This window comes from Burkholderia sp. WP9, assembly GCF_900104795.1.
Classification (GTDB): domain Bacteria; phylum Pseudomonadota; class Gammaproteobacteria; order Burkholderiales; family Burkholderiaceae; genus Paraburkholderia.
In genome coordinates, this window is the sequence record NZ_FNTG01000002.1 from 889,608 (window position 1) to 905,653 (window position 16,046).

Consider the following 16,046-nt stretch of genomic DNA (forward strand, 5'->3'; position numbering starts at 1 on the left):
TTCAATCGCTATTTGGCCTGCAAAGCCCGCTGATGCGCTTTCACCAGATCACCCATGCTGTTGAAGCGGAAGTCGATCTTCGGCTGTGAGCCCGGATCCATCGTCGCACCGAAGCCCTGCTTTGCGTGCCGGCGATAAATCCAGCACGACGAGAGGCCGAATTCGTTCGCCGGTTTGTGGTCGTGGAACAGGCTTTCGGCCGTGTGCAAAATCTTTTCCTTCCTGATGCCTCGCTCGCCGAGCTTTTCCAGCATGTACTCGAAATTGCGCGGCGACGGCTTGTATGAGCCAATATCCTCGGCCGTAAAAATCGCGTCGAATTCGACCTGTAATTTCGCGTTGCTATAAGCAAAGCTTTCGTTATCGACGTTCGACAGAATCACCAGCTTGTAATGCTGCTTCAGGTATTGCAACGACGCAGCGGAATCGTCGAACGCGGGCCAGTTCTGGATCGACTTGCCGTACGCCACGCAGTCGGCGAGCGTGTACGGCACCTGCCACTCTTCCGCGAGACGCTTGTAGACGATCGGCAATAGCTCCTGATAACGCCGCCCCGGCGTGTATCTCTGCTGCGACGATTCGTGCCGCGCGTGTGCTTCGAGCACCTGGTCGCGCGTGAGTGGCGGTTCCACACGCGTGAGCAGCGGCCGCAAGCCTTCGAAAATGCCGGTTTCCCAGTCGATCAACGTTCCATAGCAGTCGAACGTCAGCGTATCGAAATCGGTCAATTGCATGCCAGTTCTCTCCTTGTTTCGCCGAATGTGAACACAGTGTAGAGCCATGGCCGCGCTTCGCCAAATCTCAGTTCCCCGAACAAACCGCCAATCCGCTCCTGTTGGAACCCACACGCGCAAGTGCCTGCAACGGCCGCGCGTGCAATAGCGTAACCGTCATGCACACGATTCATGACGGGCATTTTTGGCCCGAATTTGACCGCGCTTTTTCACGGTCCTATCGTTCGACATGCCTGCCGGATTCGTCTCGCCGCTCCTGCCGATCAAAAAGGCGAGAACGCGCGACCCTCCACCTCGTGACCCTCCCACTGCCATGAATTCTGACGCGACAGCTGTTCTGACACCCCTGCCCGCCATCCGGCCCACCAGCAAGGTTCGTCGCGCGGTGACGACCGCCGTGCTCGGTCAGGTTCTCGAATGGTACGACTTCTTCCTCTATGGCACCGCCGCCGCACTCGTATTCGGCAAGCTGTTCTTTCCCGTTGGCAGCGATCCGCTAACCGGCACGATCGCTGCGTTCGGCGGCTTTACGGTGGGCTTTATCGCGCGGCCCATCGGCGGCGTGCTGTGCGGCCATATCGGCGACCGCTACGGCCGCAAGACGGTCATGATGCTGACGCTGCTCGTCATGGGCACGGCCACCGTGTGCATGGGTCTTCTGCCGACCTATCAGCAGATCGGCCTCGCGGCGCCCGTCATGCTGGTGCTGTTGCGCATTTTGCAAGGCCTCGCCGCAGGCGGCGAATGGAGCGGCAGCATTCTGCTGATTCACGAAAGCGCGCCCGCCTCCCGGCGCGGCGCGCTCGCGGCCTGGAGCCCGTGCGGCGCAGCGTTCGGCTTCGTGCTGTCCACCGCCGCGTTTCTGCTCGTGCAAACGCTCACGCCCGCCGACTTTCACAGTTGGGGCTGGCGCGTGCCGTTCCTCTGCAGCGCCGTGCTGGTCGCGCTCGGCCTGTGGATGCGCCGCTCCGTCGACGAAAGCGCGGAGTTCGCCGAAGTCAAGGCCACGCGCCGCGATGCCCGCATGCCGGTCGTCGAAGTGCTGCGCCAATGCCCGCGCCAGGTGTTGACCGTGTTCGGCCTGCGCTTCGGCGAAGGCGCGGCGTCGTACATCTTCTTCGCGTTCTCGATTGCGTATGGCCAGTTCATCGGCCTCAAATCGAGCTGGGTGTTAGGCGGCTTGACCGTGTCGATGTTGCTGATGATCCCCATGTCGCTGTTGATGGGGCGTCTCACGGACCGGATCGGCCGCAAGCCGGTCTATCTCGCCGGCGCCGTGGCGATGGTGTTGGTCGCCTACCCGTATTTCACGCTGCTCGGCTCGGGCGTGCTGTGGAAAGTCATCGCAGCGCTCGTGCTCGCCAACAGCATCACGCTCGGCATTCTCGAAGGCGCGCAGCCCGCGTTCATCAGCGAGTTGCTGCCGGTTCATCTGCGGTTTTCGGGGCTCGGTATCGGCCGCGAGATTTCGTCGGTACTCGGCGGCGGACTCTCGCCGATGGTCGCGACCGCGCTGCTCGCGCATTACCGCAGCGCCGCACCGGTGGCGATCTATCTCGTCGTGCTCGGCTTGATCACGGTACTCGCCACCTGTTTCGCACCGGAGACCTTTCCCAAAGCGCTGCGGCTCGAGGCGAAGGCCAAAGAGCATGCCGAGCGCGAAAGCGCTTGACGCCCCCGCCGACGCCAATTCGTCCGAACTCATTTACTCCATTTTCAAGCCGTCATCATGCAAAGCCTTCAGATGAGCAATGTTTCGACCTACGCTTACGAACCCAGGGCGCTCGATCATGCCGATCCGTATCCTGAGTACGCCGGCCCGATCACGCTCGACGCGCTGATCAGCGAGATCGAGCGCCGCCGCGACGAGTTCGATCAACTCTCCCATGTCCCGCGCAACATGATCGCGAAGATGAAGCGCGCGGGCATCTTCCGCGCCAGCACGCCGCAACGCTTCGGCGGCGACGCGCTGCCACCGGCGCAATTTCTGCGGATGCTCGAACGCATTGCGATCGCCGACGGCTCCGCTGCCTGGGTGGCCGCGTTCGGCTCGGCGAATACGTATATCGCCGCGTTGCCGATCGAAACACAGGAGCAGATTTACGCCACCGGACCCGATCAGGTTTTCTCGGGCGGCCTCTACCCGCTGCAACCCGCTGCCCAGGCGCCGGGTGGCTTCGTGGTGAGCGGGCAGTGGCGCTTCGCGAGCGGCTGCAAGGGCGCGGACTGGATCGGCGTCGGCATCGGCGGCACGCCCGCCAACTCCGGCGCGGCGGCCGCGGGCAAGCCGTTCACCGCGGTGTTTCCCGCGCATGAGGTCGAGATCGTCGAGAACTGGAACGTGGTCGGTATGCAGGGAACCGGCAGCCACGATCTGCGGCTCCAGGATAAATTCGTTGAGACGCCATGGACCTTCGTGCGCGGCGGCGCGGCGCTGATCGACGAACCGCTGTACCGCTACCCCGCCGTCGCCTATCAGGCGCAGGTGCACGCTGCCGTCAACATCGGTCTCGCGCGGGCGGCGCTCGATCTGTTGACAGGCATGTCCGGCTCGACCAAAACCACCACCGGCGCGCCGCGCCTCGCCGACCGCGGCTATTACCGCTCGGGCCTCGCGAAAGCGGAGGCCAACTGGCGCAGCGCCCGCGCGTTCTTCTACGAATCCGCCGAGGCCGCATGGCGGACGATCACCAACGGCGATGCCGTCTCACAGGACCAGGCGAATCTGTTGCGCCTGAGCGCGACGCACGCCGCGCAGATCGGCGCCGAAGTGGTGATGCAGGCGTATCAGATGGCGGGCGTTGCCGCGATCTATCGCGAGAACCGGTTGCAGCGTCTCGTGCGGGATTCGATCGTCGTGACACAACATGCGTTTCTGGGCGAAGGCACGTATGACGCCTCCGGCGCGCTGTTCGCGGGCGTGCCGCCAGTCACGCCTTTTCCGTAACACGGCGCGCCCGGCCTCCTGCCATGCAAAAGGAAATGAACGTGACGATCGAAGACACCAGAATGCGTTTCCGCGACGCGATGGCATGCCTGCCTGCCGCCGTCAACATCATCACCACGGATGGACCCGGCGGCCGCTGTGGCATCACCGCAAGCGCGGTGTGCTCCGTGACGGACGCGCCGCCGACCATGCTCGTCTGTATCAATCAGGCCAGCTACGTGCATGACGTCCTGCATCGCAACCGCAGCGTGTGCATCAATGTGCTTGCCGCGGAGTGCCAGGAACTCGCGCGTGATTTTGCCGGCATGACGGCGTGCTCGATGGACGAGCGCTTCGGCCGTCACGCTTGGACCGTGGGCGAGTCGCCGGCACCGGTGCTGCAGGATGCGATCGCCAGTCTCGAAGGTGAGATCGTGGACATCAAGACGGTCGGCTCGCACTCGGTCATGTTCGCTCAGATCCGCCACATTGCGCTGCGCTCGGACGGCGACGGGCTGATTTATTTCGGCCGGCAGTTTCATCGCTTGAGCAGGCCGCCAGCAACCGCGCCGCTTACCGCGCAAGCAACGAGGTGAACGTGGAAGTCTGCTTCTTTCTGATTGGCCACGGTGCGCCTGAGCGAGAAGCGCGGCCCCCCGAGCTGTCACGGCTCGAAGCTGCCTCGCAAGACACGGAGGGATTGCGCCGTTTCGCGATTCACGTGCCCGAGGAATCGGACGACCGCGATCCTTTGTCGACGATCGACACTTCCGCCCGCCCCCGCTGCGTGCTGCAATGGTATTTCGACGATCTCGAACCGCTTGAACACGCGCTGCAACCGGGAGGTGCGTTGCACGACGTGGTCGAAGGCGCTACGACCACGGGTCTCACTTTCACGCAGCAGGCCATGGCGGTCAGGCAGTTCGCCACGCTGAATCCGGGTGACCCCGGCGCCCGCGCCGAGCGCTGCACATACCTCGTCAGCTACGAAGGCGAAGCGCAAGACTTCAACGCGTGGCTCTCGCACTACCTCGCGCATCATCCGCCACTCATGGCGCAATTGCCCGGCATTCGCGAACTCGAAATTTACACGCGTCTGGATTACCGTTCGGGCCTCGACGTGGCGCGCGTCACGGCCATGCAACGCAACAAGGTGGTTTTCGACGATGCCGCGTCGCTGGCCGCGGCCCTCGCGTCACCGGTTCGGGCCAGCATGAAGCAGGACTTCAACGCCTTCCCGCCGTATAGCGGCGCGACGCTGCATTTCCCTATGCGAAGCATTTACGGTAATCTGAAACCCAAATAAATGCCCTCTCTCGCCGCGATCCGAACGTCATGACCAAGTCGCACCCCGGCATTACGGACTTGAACCTGCTGCGCGTGTTTCTCGCCATCTCCGATCTGCGCAGCCTGACCGCCGCCGGGGAACGTCTCGGACTCACGCAGCCTGCCGTCAGCCACGCGTTGCGCCGGCTGCGCGTGCTGTTCGACGACCGGCTCTTCGTTCGCACGCCCACCGGCATGATTCCAACCGACGCCGCCTTGCGCCTGCACGCGCCGCTCACGCAGGCGTTCGGGATCATCAACGACGCGGTCCAGCAAATCGCCAAGTTCGATCCGGCCACGGCGCAGCGCGTGTTTCGCGTGTCGATGTCGGATATGTCGGAATTCTATTTCCTGCCGCCGCTTCTGTCGATGCTCGATCGCAACGCGCGCGGTATTCGCCTGGAAATTGCGAATGTCTCCGTCGACTCGGTGAGCTCGGCCATGCGCAGCGGCAAGATCGATCTCGCGCTCGGCTATGTGCCCGGCCTCGACCCCGGTTGCATAAGCAGAACGCTCTTCGTCGACGAACATGTTTGCGTGGTGCGGGCCGGTCACCCGCTGCGCAAACAGAAGCCGACCAAGGAAGATCTCGCGAGCCTGCGTTACGTCTATGCCAGCACCAACGCAACCGGCCACCGCATGGTCGAACAGTGGCTGGAAGAGTTGAATCTGCGCCGCGATATTGTGCTGCGCCTGCCGCATTTCGTGGTGGCGCCGGAAATCGTCCAACATACCGACCTCGCCGTGATTTTCCCGCGGAGTATCGCGCAGCGTTTCAACCGCAATAAAGCCTTTCGCATCCTGCCTTTGCCGTTCGCGCTGCCGCCCATTGAAATTCAGGTTCACTCGCACTCGCAATTTTCGGCGGATCCGGGCATTGCCTGGCTGCTCGATGAAATCTACGGCATGTTCCATCGACCGGCGAGCAGCGCGCAAACGCCAGCCCTCGCACCGCGACGGGCGCGGAGAAAAGAATCGATATGAACGTCAGAGCCCTGCAGTGCTTCGTGATTCTCGCGGAGGAGCTCAACTTCAGCCGCGCCGCCGAACGTCTGCATATCGCGCAGCCCGCACTGAGCCAGCAGATCCGTTCGCTCGAAGAACGACTCGGCACGCAACTGGTCGATCGCGCGAGGCGTCCGCTGAGCTTGACCGAGGCGGGCCAGTATCTGTGCAGCGAGGCGCGGCAAATACTCGGCACGCTGGAACAGATGACCCTTGTCGCGCAGGAAATCGGCGTAGGCCGGCGTGGCTGGCTGAGCATCGGCTTCACCCGCTCGTCGATGTACAGCGTTCTGCCGCCCGCGCTGAAAGCATTTCACGAGGCGTTTCCGCAGGTCGAACTCAAACTCTTCGAGATGCTCACCGAAGAACAGACCGATGCGCTGCGCGACATGCGCATTCACATCGGCATTGGCCGGCAGCCGCTGACGATTGAAGGTTGCACGTCGTATCCGCTGCTGCGCGAGCGCGTCATGGCCGCGCTGGAACCGGGGCATCCGCTTGCCGCGCACAAGAAAGTGCGCATTGCCGAACTCGCCGATACTCCGTTGATTCTGTACCCGAAGCATCAGAACGCTCAATTCAAACGCTCCGTGCAATCGCTCTATCGCGATGCGGGCATCACCCCGGTCGTCGCGCACGAGGCTTATGAGATCCAGACTGCAATTGCACTGGTGGCCGCGGGTCTGGGCGTGACCTTTATCGGCGAATCGGTGGCGCGGCACGGGCGCACTGATGTGGTTTTCCGCCACCTCACCGGACCCGGCTCGTCGTATCGCTCCACACTCGCAGCCACTTTCCGCACCGACGACCCTTCGCCTCATCTGCGAGCGTTTCTGGGTTGCCTTCCCGCGCCGCTCCCGGGCCCCGCACTATAAGCAATCAGTTATAGAAGCATAAGCAAGCGGTCTTGGACTCCCTCCGCGCGCGTTCTTATCATTGACTCACATATGATTAGAACGCAGCCACGGCTACGGCCGTCGCCGCAAGGTAGGAGACAGGATGGACGCGATCAACGAAGCCGTAACCATGCGAAAAGTCTACGGGCGCCTGATGCCCCTGCTCTTCGCGATGATGTTCTTCAACTATCTCGACCGGATCAATATCGGTTTCGCCGCGCTGGACATGAACAGGCAGCTCGGGTTCAGTCCGGCCGTGTTCGGGTTCGCGGGCAGCATCTTCTTCGTCGGCTACATGTTGCTGGAAGTGCCGAGCAACCTGTTGCTGCATCGCGTGGGCGCACGCCGCTGGATCGCACGCATTCTCCTGACCTGGGGCGCGGTCGCCGCCGCCACGGCGTTCGTGTTCAACGATTCGAGCTTCTACGTGCTGCGCTTTCTGCTCGGCGTCATGGAAGCGGGTTTTCTGCCGGGCGTCGCCGTCTACCTGACGAAATGGTTTCCCGTGCGCTACCGCGCGCGCGCGGTGGGCGGCTATATCATCGCCGGTTCATTTTCCGCGGTGCTGGGCGGTCCCATTTCCACCGCGTTGATGACCTACGCGAACGGCATTCTCGGTTTGCAGGGCTGGCAATGGATGTTCATTCTCGAAGGCGTGCCGGCCATGCTGCTCGGCCTGCTGACGCTGCGCGTCATGACCGAACGCCCCGCCGATGCCGACTGGCTGTCCGTCGACGAAAAGCGCTGGCTCGAATCGACGCTCGCCGCCGAGCGCGAAGCCGTGGGCGGTAACGCGCATTTCCCGCTGCTGCGCGTGGCAGGCGACATCCGCGTATGGAGTCTTGCGTGCCTGTTCGGTTGCGCGCTGGTTGGCATTTACGGCCTGTTTCTGTGGTTGCCGCAGATCGTCAAGAGCCTCGGCCACCTGACCAATCTCGAAGTCGGCTTTTTATCGGCCGCGCCGCCTTTGCTCGGCGTGCTGGGCACGTTCCTCGTCAGCCGCAGTTCCGATCGCACCGGCGACCGCAAGAAGCACCTCGCATTCGTGTACGGCATGAGCGCGCTGGCCATTGCCGGCAGCGCCTACGCACCGAACCCCGTGATCGCTTATGGGCTGCTGTGCGTGACCGGTTTGTTCATCTATGCGGGCAACCCGCTGTTCTGGAGCCTCGCATCGTCGTTCAGGACCGGCGCGGCGGGCGCCGCGACGATCGCGCTGATCAACACCATCGCGCAATTCGGCGGCCTGGTCGGGCCGTGGAGCATCGGCCTCGTGCGCAGCACAACCGGCAATTTCAAGCTGGCCTTGCTGACGATCGCGGCCTTTCTGGTTGTTGCGACGATCATCGCGCTGGTCATGCGGGTCACACCGGCGGAAGACGAAGCAACTTCCCTCGCCGCCGCCGACCCCGCCCCGCGCGCCTGAAAGGCGGCACGGCCGGACGGAGCGATTGAACAGACAGCGGATCGAATCTGCGCGCACTGCGCATGCACGCGCAGCGACAACTCACAGGATTGGCACACCATGATCATCGATTGTCACGGTCATTACACGACCGCACCGAGCCAGCACGAAGCCTGGCGCGCGCAGCAGATCGCCGCGCTAAAGGACGGCGGCACGCCGCCGCCACGGCCATCGATCACCGACGACGAAATTCGCGCGAGCATCGAAACCGGCCAGCTGCGTATCCAGCGGGAGCGCGGAACGGACCTCACGATCTTCTCGCCCCGCGCCGCCGGCATGGGTCATCACCTCGCCACCGCCGAAGCCAACGCGCTCTGGTCAAGCGAATGCAACGACCTTGTGCATCGCGTGTGCGAACTGTTTCCGCGCAACTTTGTCGGCGTGTGCCAATTGCCGCAGGCGCCGGGCGTGCCGCCCGCCAACTGCATCGCCGAATTGCGGCGCTGTGTCGAAGAGCTCGGCTTTATCGGCTGCAATCTGAATCCGGATCCGTCCGGCGGCCATTGGTCCGGTCTGCCGCTCACGGACCGCTCCTGGTATCCGCTCTACGAGGCGATGGTGGAACTCGACGTGCCGGCGATGATCCACGTCTCGTCGTCGTGCAATCCAAACTTCCATGCAACGGGCGCGCATTACATCAACGGCGACACGTCGGCGTTCATGCAATTGCTGCAGGGCGATCTGTTCGCCGACTTTCCCTCGCTGCGCTTCATCATCCCACACGGCGGCGGCGCCGTGCCGTATCACTGGGGACGCTATCGCGGACTCGCGCAGGACATGAAGCGTCCGCTGCTAAGCGAATACCTGCTGAACAACGTGTTCTTCGACACCTGCGTCTATCACCAGCCCGGCACCGAACTGCTCGCCAAGGTCATTCCGGTCGGCAACATCCTGTTCGCGTCGGAAACCATCGGCGCGGTACAGGGTATCGATCCGGAAACCGGCCACTATTACGACGACACCCGCCGCTATATCGACGCCATCGACTGGCTCAGCGACGCCGACCGCCAGCGTATTTACGAAGACAACGCGCGCGCCGTGTATGCGCGGCTCTCGCGTCAACTCGATCGTCAACTCGATCGACAGCTCGCTACACCAGCAACTCAAGGGGCAACGGTATGAATCCAATCGGATGGCGCGAATACGAGTCCGCGCCGCAGGCGAGGCCGGCCACGCTAGACGCATTGCGTGAACTGGCCGTGTCGCTGCTGAGCGACAACATGGCGCGCGCGAGCGGCATGGTGGGCTTGCGGCCCTATCACCAACCGAGACCCATGGCAGGCACCGCCGTCACGGTCCACACCCGGCCAGGGGACAATCTCGCGATTCATCGCGCGTTCGACTTTTGCCGGCCCGGCGACGTGCTCGTGATCGACGGCGCGGGCGATCTCACCCAGGCGCTGATGGGCGAGATCATGGCCAGCTTCGCGGAAAGTCTCGGCGTTCAGGGTCTCGTGATCGACGGCGCGATCCGTGACGTCGGCGCGCTGCGTCAGCGCGATTTTCCGGTGTACGCGCGGGGCGTCACGCATCGTGGCCCATACAAGAACGGACCGGGCGAAATCAACGTGCCTGTCACGGTCGGTGGCATGGTCGTGCATCCTGGGGATATCATTGTTGGCGACGAAGATGGCTTGCTCGCCATCGCGCCCGCCGACGTGGAAGCGGTGATCGAAGGCGCGCGTCGCCAGCATGCGAAAGAAACAGCGGCGCTGAAGTCGATTGCCGACGGCAGATTCGACCGCTCGTGGGTCGTTCCGCACCGGGAACGAATGATGAACAACTGATTGTGGGCCACATGGCGCAATATCTGAACACGGCAACACTCCTCGAACTCGCGCGCAATGCGCAAACGCGCGCTACCGCGCCCTGCTCGTGCACGAAAACCCCGCTCGACGGCTGGCAATCTCAACCTTTGTCGCTCGATGAAACGCAGTTCGAGGAAATCGGCACGCTGTTGCCGGAGGACGATCCGGAGCCGACGTTCAGTGAGTATCTGCCGGGCAAAACCAGTTATTGGGCGGCGGACGCGCCTATCGCGCCGAAATACTTCCCGTATAACCGGTGCGCCGTGTGGCAATGCTCGTTGTGCGGGAGGCTTTATCTGCGCTACGTGGAAGGCGGAGGGTACTTCGTCGACCGCAGGATTCGTGCGGTGCGGGCGGCGCTGATCGAGGATGTGCCTCTGCCCGCGTGATGGTGGCGGCGAGCCGCGAGCCGCGAGCCGCGGCTCAATGCCCCGGCTTCAACGCCGCATACGCGCCGGGCGTGATGCCATAGGCGCGCTTGAACAACCGGTTCAGATGGCTTTGATCGTAAAAGCCCACCGCTACCGCGGCCGTCGCCGCATTGTGGCCGGCAGCGAGCATCCGCTTCGCCGCCAGCAACCTCACCTGGGTCGCGTAGGCGTGCGGTGGCAAGCCAAACTCCTTGCAGAAAGCGCGTGTGAGGTAAAAACGGCTCAGCCCGACCAGTTCCGCCAGTTCGTCGACTGAAATATCACGCTCGTAATTGGCGGCGACATACTCGCGCACCTGCTCCATCTTGCGCGCTTCGCGCCGGGGCTCGACCGGCTCCTCACCGGAGCGCCCATAGCGTCCGACCAGCATGCCCATCGCGGCCCACCAGTTCGCCTGACGCTCCATCAGCGAGACAGCGCCCTGTTCATCCATGCTCGCGTGCGCCTTGACCAGCAAACCCGCGAGGTGCGGATCCTGATAAAGTCCCGGCGGAATCAGCAGCGGCTTGTCGGCGCGCGCATCGGGTGAGAACACCGCGCTCAGCGCGCCAAGCCCTTCCATGTCGAGATAGATCGCGCGATAAATCCATTCGCGGCCCTCCCAAACCTCACCGCTATGATATTCGCCCGGCCCGAACACCAGCACGCTGCCGGGTCCGGCAATCTCGCTGCCCGCGCGCGTATGGCATTGGCCCGCGCCGGCTTCCGTCATGACGATGACCAGTTCGTCGTGCAGATGGCGGTCGAACTTGTGATTGCCATAGCGTGCGCTCGCAAGACACGCGCCGTCGAGCGCGCCGTCGCGCCAGCAGACCACTTCCGGCTCGCTCTTATCCGATGTCTCCATAGCACACGCTCCCTTCTGAACACCCATCAAACCAGCTCGATTCTGACACGACGATTGCGACGGCCTTTGTTTTCGATCTTCGCGATGCGAATGGGCCGCGACTGCGCGGTGTTGGTCAGATGCGTGCCGCCGCACGCCTGCCGGTCCAGATCGCCGATCTCGACGATACGCACGTTACCGTCCGGCGTCGGCGGCGGCGCCACCGAGAGGCTGCGGATCAGGCCTTGCGTTGCCTTCGCTTCGTCGGCGCTGACATAGTAGACGCGCACGTCCATCGCATTGCGGATCACTTCGTTGGCGGGCTCTTCCAGCAGACGCAGGGCGTCGTTATCCGCGTCGGGCAGATCGAAGTCCATGCGCGCGGTGCCGTCCGCGTTGATCTGCGCGCCGGTCACGAGCGCGCCGGCAAAACGTTGATACACCAGTGCATTGAGAATATGCGTAGCGGTATGCAGTTGAGCGACGGTGGCGCGGCGCGCCGCGTCGATGGCCACGTGCACGTTGCCGGCCAGTTCCAGCGGCTCGTCGAGCAGATGCCACAGCATATCGCCTTCCGCCGCGACGCCTGTGATGCGCACCGCGCCGTGCGCGTGCGTGAGCATGGCCGCGTCTGAGACCTGCCCGCCGCCGCCCGGATGCAGAGCGGATCGGCCCAGCACGACAGCGCCGGGCCGCGCCGCGATCACGGTCGTTTCGAAGTCCAGCAGGTCCGGTTGCTCATGGCAAAGATAGTGCGCCACCTTGTTGTCCTCGCATGCATTGACTGAATATGGCAAGCATACCCAGTCCCGTGCGAGGCCGTCTTGGTTAAAAATGCCCTGGGAGGCGGCCATGCAAGGAGCGCCTTACCTCTCCAATTCGGCAAACAGCCAATCCTGAAAGCTGCGTAGCTTCGGCAAATCCGCACGTGACTTGAGCAGATTCAGCGTATAGCCGCTTACGCTGAGGCCGTCCGCGCCGAACGGCGCGACGAGGCGCCCAGTCTCCAGTTCGCGCTGCGCGAGCAGCAGGCTCTCCAGACACACGCCCAAGCCATCGACCGCGGCGCTCAACGCCATGAACGAGCGGTCGAAGCGCGGCCCGCGTCCAATATCGATCCGTGTCTTTCGATGCAAACGCATCCAGTCCCGCCAGCCGACCAGACAGCCTTCGCTATGGATCAGCGAGTGGTGCTGAAAGTCCTCGATGCTGCGCAGCGGATGGTCGCCGCTCATGAGCGCCGGCGCGCATAGCGGCACGATCGTCTCCGGCGGCAATTCCAGTACCAACGTGCCGGCCGGTTGCAGCTTGCGCGGACCATAGCGGATGTCGATATCGACCGCTTCCGAAATCAGATCCGCCGCTTCGGACGACGCGTTCAAACGCACGTCGATATCCGGATGTGCCGCGCTGAACCGCGCGATGCGCGGCATCAGCCACTGGGTCGCAAAACTTGGTGTGCAATGAATCGTGAGGATGTCGCTCTTGGCCACGCGGCCGATCTCGCGCGTCGCCGCGTCGATACGCGCGAACGCCGAGGTGATCTCCTCTGCGTATTGCCGCCCCGAGTCCGTCAACAGCACCGTGCGATGCAGCCGATGAAACAGACGAATGCTCAATTGCTCTTCGAGCAGCTTGATTTGATGGCTGATCGCCGAAGGCGTCACGAACAGTTCCTCTGCTGCGAGCGCGAACGACGAAAGCCGCGCGGCCGCTTCGAACGCTTGTATCGACTTGAGTGTGACGCGATTGTGCATGGCAGCATCCACGTGAATTCAATTCATCCATCGGCCATCTTAATTCGTTTGAGCGCTGGTGGGCGGACGGTTACGCTTGTTATCACTGGCTGCGGCATCGATGCAGCCCACGCAAACAAGGAGACGAGACAATGAACCTCAGAGAAGCCGCGCCCTTTCCCGAGCTCGCGGAGCACGCCTACCAGATCCGCCGCAACGCGCTGCGCATGGGCGAAGTGCAAGGGCAAGGCTATATCGGCCAGGCGCTCGACATCGCTGACGTGCTGGCCGTCGCCTACTTCCGCGCCATGCGTTATCGCGCCGACGATCCCGACTGGGAAGGCCGCGACCGCTTCCTGCTCTCCAACGGCCACTACGCGATCGCCCTGTACGCGGCGCTGATCGAAGCCGGCATCATCGCCGACGAAGAACTGGAGACCTACGGCAGCGACGACAGCCGCCTGCCCATGTCCGGCATGGCGAGTTACACACCCGGCATGGAGATGTCCGGCGGCTCGCTCGGCCAGGGCTTGACGATTGCGGTGGGCCGCTGCCTGGGTCTGAAGCGCAAGGGTTCGGACGCCACCGTCTACACGCTGTTCTCGGACGGCGAACTCGACGAAGGCGCGGTATGGGAAGGGCTGATGTCCGCCGCGCACTGGAAGCTCGACAACCTGATCGCGATGGTCGACGTCAACAACCAGCAGGCCGACGGACCGTCTTCAGCGGTCATGGCGTTCGAGCCGCTGGTCGAGAAACTGCAGGCGTTCGGCTGGTTCGTGCAACGCGTGGACGGCAACGACCTCGCGGCGGTGGTCGCCGCGTTCGATGCGGCACGCGCGCATTCTGAAGCGCAACCGCGCATCATCGTCTGCGATACGCGTATGGGGTACGGCGTGCCGTTTCTCGAAGCACGCGAGAAGAACCACTTTATCCGCGTCGACGCGCACGAGTGGCAACTCGCGCTGCAGGCGCTCGAAGCCGGGAGAACCGTATGAGCGCCGCCGCACCGAAACCGCGCCTGAAAACCTCGGCGATGATCGCCTCGATCGCCGGTGAAGGCCAGATCACCCGCTCCGCACCATTCGGCCACGCGCTGGTGGAGCTCGCGCGCAACCGCCCCGAAGTGGTCGGCATGACAGCCGACCTCGGCAAATACACCGACCTCCATCTGTTCGCGAAGGAATACCCCGAGCGCTTCTATCAGATGGGCATGGCCGAGCAACTGCTGATGGGCGCGGCCGCCGGCATGGCGCACGAAGGCGCGCAGCCGTTCGTCACCACGTATGCGGTGTTCGCCGCGCGCCGCGCTTACGACTTCATCCACCAGGCGATCGCCGAGGACAACCTCGACGTCAAGATGGTGTGCGCGCTGCCCGGCCTCACGACCGGCTACGGTCCGAGCCACCAGGCGGCCGAAGACCTCGCCCTCTTTCGCGCGATGCCGAACCTCACGGTGATCGACCCGTGCGACGCGCTCGAAATCGAACAGATGGTGCCGGCGATCGCCGACCATCGCGGCCCGGTGTACGCACGGCTGTTGCGCGGCAACGTGCCGGTCGTGCTCGACGAATACGATTACCAGTTCCAACTCGGCAAAGCGAAGCTGCTGCGCGACGGCGCCGAAGTGCTGATCATCTCGTCCGGGATCATGACGATGCGCGCACTCGAAACGGCCAAGGCGCTCGCTGCCGATCGCATCGACGTGGGCGTGCTGCACGTGCCGACCATCAAGCCGCTCGACACGGTCACGCTGCTGCGCGAAGCGCGCCGGCCGGGGCGCCTCGTGATCGTGGCGGAGAACCATACGGTGATCGGCGGACTCGGCGAGGCGGTGGCCACCGTGCTGCTGACCAACGGCGTCACGCCGCCCTTCCGCCAGATCGGCCTGCCCGACGCCTTTCTCGATGCCGGCGCGCTGCCGACGCTACACGATCGCTACGGTATTTCGACCGAGGCGATGTGCGACACGATCAAGGGCTGGCTGCGCTAAGCGTCGATTTGATCGGCACAAGCAAGCGTATTAACCGATAGCAAAGAAAGCAGCAAACCATAAGCATCACATTCAGGAGATCCGCATCATGTCAGAGTCACGTCTTCTCGACGGCAAGGTCGCCGTCATTTCCGGCGGCGCGTCGCCGCGCGGCATCGGCATGGCGACCGCCCGCAAATTCGCCGCTCACGGCGCGCGTATCGCCATTTTCGATCTGGACGAAAAGGCCGCAATCGAAGCCGCCGCTTCGATCGGGCCGGAGCATCGCGGCTATGCGTGCAACGTCACCGATCGCGGCGCATGCCAGGCCGCCGTCGAGCGCACCGTCGCCGATTTCGGTTCGATCGATATCCTGATCAATAACGCCGGTATCACCCAGGCGGCCAAGCTGCTCGACATCGACCCGGAGAGCTGGGATCGCATTCTCGACGTCAACCTGCGCGGCGTGCTGTATCTGTCGCAAGCGGTCGTGCCACAAATGAAGAAACAGAAGAGCGGCTCGATTGGCTGCATGTCGTCGGTGTCGGCGCAGCGCGGCGGCGGCATTCTCGGCGGCCCGCATTACTCCGCGGCCAAAGCCGGAGTACTCGGTCTCGCGAAAGCGATGGCGCGCGAACTCGGCAACGACGGCATCCGCGTGAACTGCGTGACCCCGGGCCTGATCCAGACCGACATCAACGCCGGCAAGATCAGCGACGACAAGCGCGTCGAGATTCTCGCGGGCATTCCGTTGAATCGCCTCGGCGTACCCGACGACGTGGCCGGCGCATTCCTGTTCCTCGCGTCGGACCTGTCGTCGTATATCACCGGCGCGGTGATCGACGTGAACGGCGGGATGCTCATTCACGGCTGATCCGTCCCGGCAGGACGGGCCGTCTGGCGGGAAGCCGGCGGCGGCGA

General features: G+C 63.6%; 17 protein-coding genes. 13 read left to right on the forward strand and 4 right to left on the reverse strand.

Annotated features, from left to right (window positions below):
- Positions 1–8: 8 nt before the first annotated feature.
- Entirely contained in the window at positions 9–734 is a 726-nt protein-coding gene (locus BLW71_RS25280) for a haloacid dehalogenase type II (RefSeq protein WP_091803143.1), read from the reverse strand.
- Between the two features lie 313 nt (positions 735–1,047).
- On the opposite strand from BLW71_RS25280, the gene BLW71_RS25285 reads away from it, so the two are divergent.
- From BLW71_RS25285 to BLW71_RS25330, 10 genes are all read left to right on the forward strand, one after another.
- The gene (locus BLW71_RS25285) at positions 1,048–2,406 is read left to right on the forward strand and encodes an MFS transporter (protein WP_091803146.1); all 1,359 of its coding nucleotides are present in this window, start codon (positions 1,048–1,050) and stop codon (positions 2,404–2,406) included.
- A gap of 57 nt (positions 2,407–2,463) precedes the next feature.
- Positions 2,464–3,681 carry an acyl-CoA dehydrogenase family protein gene (locus BLW71_RS25290; protein ID WP_091803151.1) on the forward strand — a complete coding sequence of 406 codons (1,218 nt, stop codon included), beginning with the start codon at positions 2,464–2,466 and terminating at the stop codon, positions 3,679–3,681.
- Between the two features lie 23 nt (positions 3,682–3,704).
- Complete coding sequence (gene hpaC, locus BLW71_RS25295; RefSeq protein ID WP_091803154.1) at positions 3,705–4,256, forward strand: 4-hydroxyphenylacetate 3-monooxygenase, reductase component; 552 nt, start codon at positions 3,705–3,707, stop codon at positions 4,254–4,256.
- A 2-nt stretch (positions 4,257–4,258) separates the two neighbouring features.
- Positions 4,259–4,966 carry an EthD family reductase gene (locus tag BLW71_RS25300; protein ID WP_091803158.1) on the forward strand — a complete coding sequence of 236 codons (708 nt, stop codon included), beginning with the start codon at positions 4,259–4,261 and terminating at the stop codon, positions 4,964–4,966.
- 29 nt (positions 4,967–4,995) lie between these two features.
- Positions 4,996–5,970 (forward strand): LysR family transcriptional regulator, encoded by a 975-nt coding sequence (locus tag BLW71_RS25305; protein WP_091803161.1) that lies wholly within the window; start codon positions 4,996–4,998, stop codon positions 5,968–5,970.
- Positions 5,967–6,866, forward strand: a complete 900-nt coding sequence (locus BLW71_RS25310; protein ID WP_091803165.1) for a LysR family transcriptional regulator — start codon at positions 5,967–5,969, stop codon at positions 6,864–6,866. The genes BLW71_RS25305 and BLW71_RS25310 overlap by 4 nt, the downstream gene beginning before the upstream one ends.
- Positions 6,867–6,990: 124 nt before the next feature.
- Positions 6,991–8,313 (forward strand): MFS transporter, encoded by a 1,323-nt coding sequence (locus BLW71_RS25315; protein WP_091803168.1) that lies wholly within the window; start codon positions 6,991–6,993, stop codon positions 8,311–8,313.
- 99 nt (positions 8,314–8,412) lie between these two features.
- A complete protein-coding gene (locus BLW71_RS25320; RefSeq protein ID WP_091803171.1) occupies positions 8,413–9,474 on the forward strand; it encodes an amidohydrolase family protein in 1,062 nt (353 codons plus the stop codon).
- Positions 9,471–10,139, forward strand: coding sequence for an RraA family protein (locus BLW71_RS25325; RefSeq protein ID WP_091803174.1), 669 nt, complete (start codon positions 9,471–9,473; stop codon positions 10,137–10,139). Before BLW71_RS25320 ends, BLW71_RS25325 begins: the two co-directional genes overlap by 4 nt.
- Positions 10,140–10,150: 11 nt before the next feature.
- Positions 10,151–10,549 (forward strand): hypothetical protein, encoded by a 399-nt coding sequence (locus BLW71_RS25330; protein ID WP_091803177.1) that lies wholly within the window; start codon positions 10,151–10,153, stop codon positions 10,547–10,549.
- Between the two features lie 34 nt (positions 10,550–10,583).
- Here the strand turns inward: BLW71_RS25330 and BLW71_RS25335 are convergent, their stop codons facing one another.
- The 3 genes from BLW71_RS25335 to gcvA all read right to left on the reverse strand — a co-directional run bounded on the left by BLW71_RS25335 (position 10,584) and on the right by gcvA (position 13,174).
- Entirely contained in the window at positions 10,584–11,438 is an 855-nt protein-coding gene (locus tag BLW71_RS25335) for an AraC family transcriptional regulator (RefSeq protein WP_091803181.1), read from the reverse strand.
- Between the two features lie 26 nt (positions 11,439–11,464).
- Positions 11,465–12,178, reverse strand: coding sequence for an alanyl-tRNA editing protein (locus BLW71_RS25340; protein ID WP_091808848.1), 714 nt, complete (start codon positions 12,176–12,178; stop codon positions 11,465–11,467).
- A gap of 105 nt (positions 12,179–12,283) precedes the next feature.
- Positions 12,284–13,174 carry a transcriptional regulator GcvA gene (gene gcvA, locus BLW71_RS25345; RefSeq protein WP_177205117.1) on the reverse strand — a complete coding sequence of 297 codons (891 nt, stop codon included), beginning with the start codon at positions 13,172–13,174 and terminating at the stop codon, positions 12,284–12,286.
- Between the two features lie 131 nt (positions 13,175–13,305).
- Between gcvA and BLW71_RS25350 the strand changes: the two genes are divergently transcribed.
- From BLW71_RS25350 to BLW71_RS25360, 3 genes are all read left to right on the forward strand, one after another.
- Complete coding sequence (locus tag BLW71_RS25350) at positions 13,306–14,151, forward strand: transketolase (protein ID WP_091803187.1); 846 nt, start codon at positions 13,306–13,308, stop codon at positions 14,149–14,151.
- Positions 14,148–15,146 (forward strand): transketolase family protein, encoded by a 999-nt coding sequence (locus BLW71_RS25355; RefSeq protein WP_091803191.1) that lies wholly within the window; start codon positions 14,148–14,150, stop codon positions 15,144–15,146. Before BLW71_RS25350 ends, BLW71_RS25355 begins: the two co-directional genes overlap by 4 nt.
- An 88-nt stretch (positions 15,147–15,234) precedes the next feature.
- Positions 15,235–15,999: an SDR family NAD(P)-dependent oxidoreductase gene (locus tag BLW71_RS25360; protein ID WP_091803195.1), complete on the forward strand. Its 765-nt coding sequence runs from the start codon at positions 15,235–15,237 to the stop codon at positions 15,997–15,999.
- The last annotated feature ends 47 nt before the right edge of the window (positions 16,000–16,046 follow it).